This window comes from Lysobacter yananisis (assembly GCF_031199375.1).
GTDB classification, from domain to species: domain Bacteria; phylum Pseudomonadota; class Gammaproteobacteria; order Xanthomonadales; family Xanthomonadaceae; genus Lysobacter; species Lysobacter yananisis.
The window spans coordinates 4,503,204-4,516,392 of sequence record NZ_CP133568.1 but is presented as its reverse complement, the minus strand read 5'-3'; the positions used below and the strand labels follow the sequence as shown (position 1 = coordinate 4,516,392).

Annotated in this window: 6 protein-coding genes; 3 read left to right on the top strand and 3 right to left on the bottom strand. The window is 69.6% G+C overall.

Annotated features, from left to right (window positions below):
* Positions 1 to 40: 40 nt before the first annotated feature.
* From RDV84_RS18920 to RDV84_RS18910, 3 genes are all read right to left on the bottom strand, one after another.
* Complete coding sequence (locus tag RDV84_RS18920; RefSeq protein ID WP_309151214.1) at positions 41 to 820, bottom strand: NAD kinase; 780 nt, start codon at positions 818 to 820, stop codon at positions 41 to 43.
* Positions 821 to 1,149: 329 nt separating this feature from the next.
* On the bottom strand, positions 1,150 to 6,255 hold the full coding sequence (locus RDV84_RS18915) for an NAD-glutamate dehydrogenase (RefSeq protein WP_309151213.1): 5,106 nt from the start codon (positions 6,253 to 6,255) through the stop codon (positions 1,150 to 1,152).
* 277 nt (positions 6,256 to 6,532) lie between these two features.
* Complete coding sequence (locus tag RDV84_RS18910; RefSeq protein WP_425606226.1) at positions 6,533 to 7,693, bottom strand: acyl-CoA dehydrogenase family protein; 1,161 nt, start codon at positions 7,691 to 7,693, stop codon at positions 6,533 to 6,535.
* 420 nt (positions 7,694 to 8,113) lie between these two features.
* Between RDV84_RS18910 and RDV84_RS18905 the strand changes: the two genes are divergently transcribed.
* From RDV84_RS18905 to metH, 3 genes are all read left to right on the top strand, one after another.
* A complete protein-coding gene (locus RDV84_RS18905) occupies positions 8,114 to 9,094 on the top strand; it encodes an ArsR/SmtB family transcription factor (protein ID WP_057947741.1) in 981 nt (326 codons plus the stop codon).
* 10 nt (positions 9,095 to 9,104) lie between these two features.
* Positions 9,105 to 10,220 (top strand): homocysteine S-methyltransferase family protein, encoded by a 1,116-nt coding sequence (locus tag RDV84_RS18900; protein ID WP_309151211.1) that lies wholly within the window; start codon positions 9,105 to 9,107, stop codon positions 10,218 to 10,220.
* 118 nt (positions 10,221 to 10,338) lie between these two features.
* Positions 10,339 to 13,107 (top strand): methionine synthase, encoded by a 2,769-nt coding sequence (gene metH / locus RDV84_RS18895; protein ID WP_309151210.1) that lies wholly within the window; start codon positions 10,339 to 10,341, stop codon positions 13,105 to 13,107.
* Positions 13,108 to 13,189: the final 82 nt, after the last annotated feature.

The following is a 13,189-nucleotide window of genomic DNA, read 5'->3' as shown; positions in this document are numbered from 1 at the left end:
TCCGGCCGGCCGGTGCCGGCCGGCGCCGATCGGCCGCCGCTCAGCCGCTGGTGAACTGCTCGATCAGCATGCGCTCTTCCAGGTTGTGCTCCGGATCGAACAGCAAGGTGACCGTGCGGTCGCGCGATTCGCGGATGGTGACTTCGACCACGTCGCGCACCTCGTGCGAATCGGCGGTGGCGCTGACCGGGCGCTTGTACGGGTCGAGCACGCGGAAGCGCACTTCGGTGTCGGCCTTGAGCAGCGCGCCGCGCCAGCGCCGCGGGCGGAACGCGGCGATCGGGGTCAGCGCGATCACCGCCGAGCCCAGCGGCAGGATCGGCCCGTGGGCGGAGAAGTTGTAGGCGGTGCTGCCGGCCGGAGTCGCGACCAGGACGCCGTCGCAGATCAGTTCGTCGAGGCGGGTCTGGCCGTTGAGGTCGATGCGCAGGTGCGCGGCCTGGCGGGTCTGGCGCAGCAGCGAGACCTCGTTGTAGGCCAGCGAGCCGAAGCTCGCGCCGGATTCGGTCTGGGCGACCATCTCCAGCGGCCGCAGCACCGCCGGTTCGGCCTGGGCCAGGCGTTCGAACAAGTCGCCGGCGCCGCCGGCGTGCTGGTTCATCAGGAAACCGACCGTGCCCAGCTTCATCCCATACACGGGTTTGCCGAGCGCGCCGTGGCGGTGCAGGGTCTGCAGCATGAAGCCGTCGCCGCCGAGCGCGACCAGGATGTCGGCTTCGGCCGGCTCGCACTGGCCGTGGTCGGCGCTGAGATCGGCGAGCGCGCGCTGCGCTTCGTCGGTGTGGCTGGCGAGAAAGGCGATGCGGGGCGTCGCGGTCATCGGCGGCTCCGGGAGGACGGCGCCAGCATAACCCGGCCGATGCGGGGGATTGGTGTCGCAAGCGCGGAATCGGTGGCGCCGCCGACCCCGGCGTTTTCGCGACACGGTCGCAATTCCCGGCGGTCGCGAAGGCTCCCTGTAGGAGCGGCGCGAGCCGCAACCGCGACAACGCAACGATTGCGTAAGGTTCGCCGCAGTTGCGTTGTCGCGGTCGCGGCTCGCGCCGCTCCTACATGGGCTTACCACAAAAAAAGCCCCTCGCCCGCGAGGGCGAAGGGCTCGGTTCGCTACCGCGAAGCCGGCGCACGCGCCGGCTCCGCGCATCGCGATCAGCCGCGCGCGGCCAACTGCGACAGGCGCTGCACCGCGACCGAAGCGGTCGGGTAGTCGAGGGTCTTCTGCGCCGCCAGTTCGGTCAGCATCGCCAGGGTGAAGCGCAGCGACTGGTCGTCGCGGCTCAGCCACTGCTTGACCTTGGCTTCGGCGTTGGCGCCCGGCACCTTCAGCACCTGGCCGACCAGCACGCGCTGCTGGGTCGACAGTTCCTCGCGCAGCACGCCGCGCGCGACCGCGTGCCAGCGGCCGTCCACCGCCAGCGCGTCGATCTGCTCCTGCAGCCACGGCAGGCGCAGCGCTTCGCCGAGGCGGAAGTGGACCTTGGCCACGTCGACCGGCTTGAGCTTGCGCTCGCGCGCCAGTTCGATGATGTCGCAGCTCGGCTCCAGGTACGGCAGCGCCGCCAGCTGCGCGGCCAGCGCTTCCGGCACGCCCTTGGCCTTCCAGTCGGCGAACGCGGCATCGTGGGTCGGGCGCTCGCCGTCGCCGAGGATGCCGTGGCCGGCGCGGATGTTCTTGAAGCCGTCGTGGTAGCGCTCCACCGCGGTGGTGATGTCGGGGATCGCGCCCGGGCGCGAAAGCAGCCAGCGGGTGAACGAGCGCTGCAGGTTCCAGATCACCTGCAGGGCGTCGATCTGGGTCGACTCGGCGACCTTGCCGTCGAGCGCGTCGATCTGCGCCCACAGCTCGCGCGCGTCGAGCGTCTCGCGGGTGATGGTGAAGGCCTTGGCGACCTCGCCCGGGGTGCGGCCGCTGTCTTCCTGCATGCGCAGCAGGAAGGTCGCGCCCATCCGGTTGATGGTCGAGTTGGTCACCGCGGTGGCGATGATCTCGCGCTTCAGGCGGTGGTTCTCCATCGCCTTGGCGTACTTGGCCTGCAGCGGCTGCGGGAAGTAGCGGACCAGTTCCTTGGACAGGTACGGGTCTTCCGGCACGTCGGAATCGAGCATCTGCTGGAACGCGACCAGCTTGGAGTACGACAGCAGCACCGACAGTTCCGGACGGGTCAGGCCCTGGCCGCGCGCCTTGCGCTCGGCGATCTCGGCGTCGGACGGCAGGAACTCGATCTGGCGGTCGAGCAGGCCCTGCGATTCGAGCGTGCGGATGAAGTGCAGCTTGCTGCCCAGGCGGGTCAGGCTCATCCGCTCCATCAGGCTGATCGCCTGGTTCTGGCGGTAGTTGTCGTTGAGCACCAGCTCGGCGACTTCGTCGGTCATCGAGGCCAGCAGCTTGTTGCGCTCGGGCAGCGTGAGCTTCTTCGCCTGCACCTGCCCGTTGAGCAGGATCTTGATGTTGACCTCGTGGTCGGAGGTGTCCACGCCGGCGGAGTTGTCGATGAAGTCGGTGTTGAGCAGCACGCCGTGCTGGGCCGCCTCGATCCGGCCGAGCTGGGTCAGGCCGAGGTTGCCGCCCTCGCCGACCATCTTGCAGCGCAGGTCCGCGCCGTTGACGCGCAGGGCGTTGTTGGCGCGGTCGCCGACGTCGCCGTTGCTCTCGCTGGAGGCCTTAACGTAGGTGCCGATGCCGCCGTTCCACAGCAGGTCGACCGGCGCCTTGAGGATCGCGCTCATCAGCTCGGCCGGGCTCAGCGCGGTGGCGTTGCCTTCGATGCCGAGCGCGGCGCGGGCCTCGGCCGACAGCGGGATCGACTTGGCCGAGCGCGCGAACACGCCGCCGCCCTTGCTGATCAACGCCTTGTCGTAATCCTCCCAGCTCGAGCGCGGCAGCTTGAACATGCGGTCGCGTTCCTTGAACGAGCGCGCCGCGTCCGGGTTCGGGTCGAGGAAGATGTGGCGGTGGTCGAACGCGGCGACCAGGCGGATGTGCTCGCTCAGCAGCATGCCGTTGCCGAACACGTCGCCGGACATGTCGCCGATGCCGACCGCGGTGAAGTCCTGGGTCTGGCTGTCGCGGCCGAGCGCGCGGAAGTGGCGCTTGACCGATTCCCACGCGCCCTTGGCGGTGATGCCCATGCCCTTGTGGTCGTAACCGACCGAACCGCCCGAGGCGAACGCGTCGTCGAGCCAGAACTTGTGCTCGGCGGCGATGCCGTTGGCGATGTCGGAGAAGGTCGCGGTGCCCTTGTCGGCGGCCACCACCAGGTACGGATCGTCGTTGTCGTGGCGCACCACGTCGCGCGGCGGCACGATCTTGCCGTCGACGATGTTGTCGGTGATGTCGAGCAGGCCGTTGATGAACATCTTGTAGCAGGCGATGCCCTCGGCCAGGACCGCGTCGCGGTCGCCGCCCAGCGGCGGGCGCTTGGCGAAGAAGCCGCCCTTGGAGCCGACCGGCACGATCACCGTGTTCTTGACCATCTGCGCCTTGACCAGGCCCAGCACCTCGGTGCGGAAGTCCTCGCGCCGGTCCGACCAGCGCAGGCCGCCGCGCGCGACCGGGCCGAAGCGCAGGTGCACGCCTTCCACGCGCGGGCCGTAGACGAAGATCTCGCGGTAGGGCTTGGGCTTGGGCAGGTCCGGCACCTGGGCCGAATCGAACTTGTAGCTGACGTAGCCGCGCTCGGAACCGTCGCTCGCGCGCTGGTAGTAGCTGGTGCGCAAGGTCGCGTTGATCGCGCCGATGAAGCTGCGCAGGATGCGGTCTTCGTCGAGGCTGGAGACGCGGTCGAGCAGCGACTTGAGCGCGGTCACCGCGGCCTCGGCCTGGGCCTCGCGCTTGCCGGCGCGCGCGGCGATCACCGGCTCGAGCGCGGCGCGCACGGCGTCTTCGCCGCTGTGCAGGGCTTCGAACTGGACCTTCAGGCGCTCCTGGCCGGCCTTGATCTCGGCCTTGCTCTCGCTGCCGGTGCTGGGGTCGAAGCGCGCTTCGAACAGTTCCACCAGCAACCTCGCCAGCAGCGGATAGCGGGCGAAGGTCTCCTCGACGTAGCTCTGCGAGAACGGCACGCCGACCTGCAGCAGGTACTTGCAGTACGCGCGCAGCATCGCGACCTGGCGCCAGGACAGGCTGGCGGCCAGGATCAGGCGGTTGAAGCCGTCGTTCTCGGCGTTGCCGCGCCAGATCTGGGCGAAGGCTTCCTCGAAGTTCTCGTCGAGGCGGTCGACGTCGATGTCGTTGTTGGCGGTCTCGACCTCGAAGTCCTGGATGTAGACCGGCTGGGCGTCGACGGTGAGCCGGTAGGGGTGCTCGGAGATCACCCGCAGGCCCATGTTCTCCATCATCGGCAGCGCGTCCGACAGCGGGATGTCGTCGAGCTGGCGGTAGAACTTGAAGCGCAGGCCGCCCTCGCCCGGACGGGTCCGGCACAGGCTCAGGCGCAGGTCCTCGGGACCGGTCAGCGCGGCCAGGTGGGCGATGTCCTGCGCGGCGACGCCGGCGGAGACCTCGTCGATGTAGCCCGGCGGCAGCGCGCGGCCGTAGCGCTGGATCAGCGCCAGGCCCTGCTGCTCGCCGTTGTTGCGCACCAGCGCCTCGCGCAGGTCGTCCTGGCGGTTGCGCACGATCTCGGCCAGTTGCGCCTCGATCGCGGCGTTGTCGACCTCGACCGCTTCGCCCGACTTCGGCCGCACGATCAGGTGCACCTGGGCCAGCGGCGACTCGCCGATGTGCACGGTGGTGTCGACGTGCTCGCCGTGCAGCCGGTCCTTGAGCATCGCCTCCACGCGCAGGCGCACGTCGGTGTTGAAGCGCTCGCGCGGGATGTAGACCAACACCGAGAAATAGCGGCCGTAGCGGTCGCGGCGCAGGAACAGCTTGCTGCGCACGCGCTCCTGCAGGCCGAGGATGCCCGAGGTGGTCTTGAGTAGCTCCTCCTCGCCGGACTGGAACAGCTCGTCGCGCGGCAGGGTCTCCAGCACGTGGCGCAGGGCCTTGCCGCTGTGGCTGTCGGCCGGCAGGCCGGAGTGCTGCATGACGTAGCCGTGGCGCTGGCGCACCAGCGGGATGTCCCACGGGCGGCGGTTGTAGGCGCTGGAGGTGTACAGGCCGAGGAAGCGCTTTTCGCCGGTCGGACGGCCCTGGGCGTCGAAGCTCAGCACGCCGATGTAGTCCATGTAGCCCGGACGGTGCACGGTCGAGCGCGCGTTGGTCTTGGTCAGGATCAGCGCATCGACCGAACCCGACTGCGGCATGTAGTGCGCGGCCAGCGAGGTCAGCGCGCGCGGCTTGCCCGGCGACTTGCCGCGCAGCAGGCCCAGGCCGCTGTCCTTGATCGCGCGCAGCACGCTCTCGCCGCCCTGCTCGACCACTTCGTACTCGCGGTAGCCCAGGAAGGTGAAGTGGTTGTCGGCGGCCCAGCGCAGGAACGCCTGCGCCTCGCGCTTGCCGTCTTCGTCGATCGGCATGGCCTGGTTCGGCAGCGCTTCGGCGACCTGGTTCATGCGCTCGCGCATCTGCGCCCAGTCGCGCACGATCGCGCGCACGTCGGCGAGCACGGTCTCCAGCGCGCGCTGGATCTGCGCCATCGCTTCCGGCGTCTGCCGGTCCAGCTCCAGGTGCATCAGCGATTCGGCCTGGCCCTCGCCGACCGCGGCCAGCTTGCCGGCCTTGTCGCGGCGGAACGCCACCACCGGGTGGCCGAGCACGTGCACGCCGATGCCCTGGTCGGCCAGCGCCATGGTCACCGAGTCGACCAGGAACGGCATGTCGTCGTTGGCGATCTGCAGCACGGTGTGCGGCGATTCCCAACCGTGGCTCTTGAGCTGCGGGTTGAACAGGCGCACCAGCGCGTTGCCGGGCTTGCGGTCGCGGGCGAAGTCGAGGAAGTCCGCGGCCAGCGCGGCCCAACCGTCGGCCGCGTGCTGCGGCATCTCGTCGCCGCTCATGCGCTTGTAGAACGCCTGGGCGAAGGCCTCGGCCTCGGCATGGCGCGCCTTGGGCAGGCGCTTGCGCATGGCCTCGACGATCGGGCGCAGGTCGACGGCCTGGACGTCCGCGACCGGCGCCGGCTGCGGCGCGCGGCCGGCGAGCTTCTTGGCGGCCGGCTTGGCGGTCGACTTGGCGGTCGACTTGGCGGCGGCGGACTTGCTGGCCGGCTTGGCGGCGGCGCGGGCCGTGGCTTGCTTGGCAGAAGCCGGCTTGACGGCCTTGGCGGCCGGTTTGGCGGGTTCGGACTTGGAAGCTTTGGGTTTGCTGCTCATGGGAACGTTTGAGGTCCGGATGGAATGAGGCCCACGCTTGCGCGCGGGCCGAGAGAGAGGTTATTGCGGCGGGTGCAGCGGAATTCGCACGGCGGCAAAAGCGCCGGCGCCGTAGTCGGGCGACGCCGCGGCGCAGCCTCGCGCACCGGCCCGAAGGCCGGAAAGCGAGCCGGCGTGAAGCGCGGCGGCGGCGGCGACAGCGCGCAGGCCAGTGCCGCCGTCCTCAGGACAGGCGGTGGGCCGGGACGAGCCGAAGCGTTTCATCGTGGTCGGAAAGTCAGCGCAGGCCGGTTTCGTTGCGGGCGATGACCAGGCGCTGGATCTCGCTGGTGCCTTCGTAGATCTCGGTGATCTTGGCGTCGCGGAAATAGCGCTCCAGCGGCATCTCCTTGGAATAGCCCATGCCGCCGTGGATCTGCACGGCCTGGTGGGTGATCCACATCGCCGCTTCCGAGGCGGTGAGCTTGGCGATCGCCGCCTCGTTGCTGAAGCGGCCGCCGTTCTTCTCGGTCTGGCCCTTCTGCCAGGCCGCGCGCAAGGTCAGCAGCAGGGCCGCGTCGAGCTTGCACTTCATGTCGGCGATCTTGGCCTGGGTCATCTGGAAGGTGCCGATCGGCGCGCCGAAGGCCTTGCGCTCCTTGACGTACTCCAGGGTGCGCTCGTAGGCGGCGCGGGCGATGCCGATGGCCTGGCTGGCGATGCCGATGCGGCCGGCGTCGAGCACGCCCATGGCGATCTTGAAGCCGTGGCCTTCCTCGCCGAGCACGTCGGCCGGCTGGGCCACGTAGTCCTCGAATTCGATCTCGCAGGTGGCCGAGGCGCGGATGCCGAGCTTGGGCTCGGTCTTGCCGCGGTGGAAGCCGGGCTTGGCGGTGTCGATCATGAACGCGGTGATGCCGCGCGCGCCCTTGTCCGGGTCGGTCATCGCGAACAGCACGATGTACTTGGCGACCGGGCCGGAGGTGATCCAGCTCTTCTTGCCGTTGATCACGAACGTGCCGTCGGCCTGCTTGACCGCCTTGCAGCGCATGGCCGTGGCGTCGGAGCCCGACTGCGGCTCGGTCAGGGCGAAGGCGCCGATTTCGCGGCCCTCGGCGATCGCGCGCACGTACAGCTGCTTCTGTTCTTCGCTGCCGAACTTGAGGATGCCGTTGCAGAACAGCGAATTGTTGACCGAGACGATGGTCGAGTGCGCGGCGTCGCCGGCGGCGATCTCGACCATGGCCAGCACGTAGGCGACCGGGTCCATGCCGGCGCCGCCGTACTCGGCCGGCACCTCGATGCCCATCAGGCCGTTCTCGCCGAGGGTGCGGATGTTCTCCAGCGGGAATTCGCCGGTCTGGTCATGGTGCTCGGCGCTGGGAGCAATCTTCTCCTGGGCGATACGGCGCGCCACGTCCTGGATCATCAACTGCTCTTCGGTAAAGCCAAAATCCACGTCGCACCTCTGCTGGTTGAGCGCCGCGGCCGTTCCCCCTTTTGCGCGGCGCGCCCGTAAGCGGCGCCGCGTCATCCCGGAACGACCGGCGCGTTGGTTCCGCGTCCTGGTCCGCGGCCCGTACCCGGCGCCGCGAATGCGAATTGTAGCCGCGCGCGCCGCAGAACCCCACCCATGCGGCTGCCCCGATCTGGCGTCATCCCTGCCCCGCGCCCACGCGCTTCAGTCGCCGTTGCGCCTTGCTGCGCCGCCGCACGACTTGACCTGGGCGCACGGCCGGCACACACTCATCTCTATATCGCGATACGTTGATGGAAGCCGGGAAATCGTTTGCCCGAACCGGCAAGCGCGATGCGCCTCCCGCTTCCGCCCGCGCCGTAAACGCTTCCCCATTCTCCATTTCCCACTCCGACGCCCCCAATGGATCTCGAAGGCTGGTCCGCAAGACTCAAAGTGTTCGCCGACGCCACCCGCGTGCGGCTGCTCGCCCTGCTCGAACGCGAGGAGCTGACCGTGGCCGAGCTCTCGGCGATCACCCGCCTGGCCCAGCCGCGCGTGTCCACCCACCTGTCCAAGCTCAAGGAAGCCGGGCTGGTGCGCGACCGCCGCGCCGGCGTCTCGGCCTATTACCGCTTCGACGAGGGCGCGCTCGACAACGCCCAGCGCGCGCTGTGGCAGACCCTGAGCACCGGCAGCGACGACCCGTTGCTGCGCCAGGACGCCGAGCGCGTGCCCGCGGTCCTGGCGATGCGCGCCTCCGACCAGAACTGGGCCGATTCGGTCGCCGGCGACATGGAACGCCATTACTCGCCCGGCCGCACCTGGGAGGCGCTGGCGCGCTCGGCGTTGCCGCTGCTGCAGCCCGGCGACGTGCTCGACATCGCCTCCGGCGACGGCGTGCTGGCCGAACTGCTGGCGCCGCATTCGCACCGCTACATCTGCCTGGACGCCAGCACCAAGGTCGTCGCCGCCGCGTCCGAGCGCCTGCGCAAGCTGCGCAACGTGGAAGTGCGCGAGGGCGACATGCACGCGCTGCCGTTCGCGGCCGAGACCTTCGACCTGGTGGTGCTGATGCACGCGCTGACCTACGCCGAGCAACCGGCCCAGGCCGTGGCCGAGGCCGCGCGCGTGCTGCGCCCTGGCGGCCGGGTGTTGCTGACCAGCCTGGCCCGGCACGAGCACCGCGGCGCGGTCGAGGCCTTCGGCCACGTCAACCTCGGCTTCACCGAGAAGGACCTGCAGAAGTTCGCGGCCAAGGCCGGCTTCGACATCGTCAGCTGCGAGACCGTCACCCGCGAACGCCGCCCGCCGCATTTCGAAGTGATCGCGCTGATGGCGCGCAAGCCGCTGCCCGAGCCGGCGGCCGCTTCGCCCGCGGCGCGCAAGCCGGCCAAGAAGTGAGGACCCGCCGATGAAACAGCTGCCCTGGCTCCACCCCGAACGCGCGCAAGCGCTGCTGAACGGCCTGGCCGCGCGCATCCTGATCATCGACGGCGCGATGGGTACGATGATCCAGCAGCACTCGCTGGGCGAGGAAGACTATCGCGGCGAGCGCTTCGCGCAGGGCTACGACCGGCTGTATTCGCCGCCGGCGCGCGAGCACGACGGCGAGCACGTCCATGGCGAAAGCTGCGGCTGCTCGCGCGACCAGCGCGGCAACAACGACCTGCTGACCCTGACCCGGCCCGAGATCATCGCCGGCATCCACCGCGAGTACCTGCAGGCCGGCGCCGACCTGGTCGAGACCAACACCTTCAACTCGACCACGATCTCGCTGGAGGACTACGGCCTGCAGCACCTGGCGCGCGAGCTCAACTTCGAAGGCGCCAGGCTCGCCCGCGGCGTGTGCGACGAGATCGAGGCGCTCGACCCGGCGCGTCCGCGCTTCGTCATCGGCGTGCTCGGCCCGACCAGCCGCACCGCTTCGCTGAGCCCGGACGTCAACCGCCCCGGCTACCGCGCGATCAGCTTCGACCAGCTGCGCGAGGCCTACCGCGAGGCCGCCGACGGCCTGATCGACGGCGGCGCCGACGTGCTGATGGTCGAGACCATCTTCGACACCCTCAACGCCAAGGCCGCGCTGTTCGCGATCGAGGAAGCCTTCGACGCGCGCGGCGCGCGGCTGCCGGTGATGATCTCCGGCACCATCACCGACGCCTCCGGCCGCACCCTCTCGGGCCAGACCGCCGAGGCGTTCTGGTACTCGGTGCGGCACGTGCAGCCGACCGCGATCGGCCTGAACTGCGCGCTCGGCGCCAAGGACCTGCGCGTGCACGTCGACGTGCTGTCGCAGATCGCCGACGCCCACGTCAGCACCCACCCCAACGCCGGCCTGCCCAACGCCTTCGGCGGCTACGACGAGACGCCCGAGGACATGGCCGCGGTGCTCGGCGAGTTCGCCCGCGCCGGCCTGCTGAACCTGGTCGGCGGCTGCTGCGGCACCTCGCCGGCGCATATCGCCGCGATCGCGGCGGCGGTGGCGGGGGTGACGCCGCGGCGGCCGTTGCAGTTGGTCGATGCCGCTTGAAAGCGAGGAGTGAGCGCAGAGGAGTGAGGAGTGAGAAAGAGCCTGCTTTCGCTCACTCCTCACTCCTCTGCGCTCACTCCTACCTCTCCCACCCGCCCGAACGCCGCCAGACACCCGAATGACCGCCGCCCTCCCCCGCCAAACCCGTCTCAGCGGCCTCGAACCGCTGCAGATCACCCCGGAAAGCAACTTCGTCAACGTCGGCGAGCGCACCAACGTCACCGGCAGCGCGCAGTTCAAGAAACTGATCCTGGAAGGCCGCCTCGACGAGGCGGTGGTGGTCGCGCGCCAGCAGGTCGAGAGCGGCGCCCAGGTCATCGACGTCAACATGGACGAGGGCCTGCTCGACTCGCAGAAGGCGATGGTCGAGTTCCTCAACCTGATCGCGGCCGAGCCGGACATCGCGCGGGTGCCGGTGATGGTCGACAGTTCCAAATGGAACGTGATCGAGGCCGGGCTGCAGTGCCTGCAGGGCAAGGGCATCGTCAATTCGATCTCGATGAAGGAAGGCGAGGACGAGTTCCTGCGCCAGGCCCGGCTGGTGCGCCGCTACGGCGCGGCGGTGGTGGTGATGGCCTTCGACGAGGTCGGCCAGGCCGACACCATCGAGCGCAAGGTCGAGATCTGCTCGCGCGCCTACAAGCTGCTGACCGAGGAGATCGGTTTCCCGCCCGAGGACATCATCTTCGACCCGAACGTGTTCGCGGTCGCCACCGGCATCGAGGAACACAACGACTACGCGGTCGCCTTCATCGAGGCCACCCGCGAGATCAAGCGGCGCTTTCCGTACTGCCACATCTCCGGCGGCGTGTCGAACGTGTCGTTCTCGTTCCGCGGCAACGAGCCGGTGCGCCAGGCGATCCACGTGGTGTTCCTCTACCACGCGATCCGCGCCGGCATGGACATGGGCATCGTCAACGCCGGCGCGCTGCCGCTGTACGACGACCTCGACGCGGACCTGCGCGAGCGGGTCGAGGATGTGGTCCTCAACCGCCGCAGCGACAGCACCGAGCGCCTGCTGGAGATCGCCGACCGCTTCAAGGGCAAGAAGGGCGAGAAGAAGACCGAGGACCTGCGCTGGCGCGACAAGCCGGTGCGCGAGCGGCTCAGCCACGCCCTGGTCCACGGCATCGACCAGTGGATCGAGGAGGACACCGAAGTCGCGCGCGCCGAATCCGCGCGCCCGCTGGACGTGATCGAAGGCCCGCTGATGTCCGGCATGAACGTGGTCGGCGACCTGTTCGGCGCCGGCAAGATGTTCCTGCCGCAGGTGGTCAAGTCCGCGCGGGTGATGAAGAAGGCGGTCGCCTATCTGCTGCCGTTCATCGAAGCCGAGAAGCTGCGCACCGGCGATGTCGGCAAGTCCAACGGCAAGATCGTCATGGCGACGGTCAAGGGCGACGTGCACGACATCGGCAAGAACATCGTCGGCGTGGTCCTGGCCTGCAACAACTTCGAGGTCGTCGACCTCGGGGTGATGGTGCCGGCGCAGACCATCCTCGACCGGGCCAAAGCCGAGAACGCCGACCTGATCGGCCTGTCCGGCCTGATCACGCCCTCGCTGGAAGAGATGAGCCACGTCGCCCGCGAGATGCAGCGGCAGGGCTTCACCATGCCGCTGCTGATCGGCGGCGCCACCACCTCGCGCGCGCACACCGCGCTGAAGATCGATCCGCACTACAAGGCGCCGACGATCTGGGTCAAGGACGCCTCGCGCGCGGTCGGCGTGGCCCAGTCGCTGATCTCGATCGAGCTGCGCGAGCCGTTCGTCGCCGCCAACGCCTCCGACTACGCCGAGATCCGCGAGCGCCACCGCAACCGCGGCGACGGCAAGCGCCTGGTCTCGCTGGAGAAGGCGCGCGGCCAGCGCTTCGACGGCGGCTGGGCCGACTACGCGCCGCCGGCGCCGAACGCGCCGGGCGTGTACGCGTTCGACGACTATCCGCTGGAGGAACTGGTCGACTACATCGACTGGACCCCGTTCTTCAACACCTGGGAACTGGCCGGGCGCTATCCGGCGATCCTCACCGACGAGATCGTCGGCACCCAGGCCACCGAGCTGTACCGCGACGCCCGCGCGATGCTGAAGCAGCTGGTCGCGGAAAAGTGGATCCGGGCCAAGGCGGTGTTCGGCCTGTGGCCGGCGAACGCGGTCGGCGACGACGTCGAGGTCGATCTGCGGGACCCGGGACCGGGGACCGGGGACCGGCAGAGCTTCGCCGATCCCGCGCCCCGTGCCGTCGGGTCCCCGCTACCCGGTTCCCGGTCCCGAACCTTGCACTTCCTGCGCCAGCAGGCCGACAAGCCCGCCGACCGCCCCGATTTCTGCCTGGCCGACTTCATCGCGCCGAAGGACAGCGGCCGCCAGGACTGGATCGGCGCGTTCGCGGTCACCGCCGGCCTGGGCATCGAGCCGCACGTGGCGCGCTTCGAGGCCGACCACGACGACTACAACGCGATCATGCTCAAGGCCCTGGCCGACCGCTTCGCCGAAGCGCTGGCCGAGCGCCTGCACCAGCGCGTGCGCAAGGAATTCTGGGGCTATGCCGGCGACGAGGCGCTCGACAACGACTCGCTGATCGACGAGGGCTACCGCGGCATCCGCCCCGCCCCGGGCTACCCGGCCTGTCCCGAGCACAGCGAGAAGCGCGACCTGTTCGCGATGCTCGACGCCGGCGCCCACACCGGCCTGGAGCTGACCGAGAGCTTCGCCATGTACCCGGCGGCGGCGGTCTCGGGCTATTACTTCAGCCATCCCGACAGCCAATACTTCGTGGTCGGGCGGGTGTCGAAGGAGCAGGTTGAGGACTACGCCCGGCGCAAGGGCGTCGACCGCGCCCAGGCCGAACGCTGGCTGGCGTCGAATCTGGATTACGATCCCGAGTGAACGGCGCCGGTCCGGCGCCTCACGGACGGCGCCCGCCGTCCTTTCGCCCCGCGACCGGCGCCCACCGGCCGCGCAGTACGGA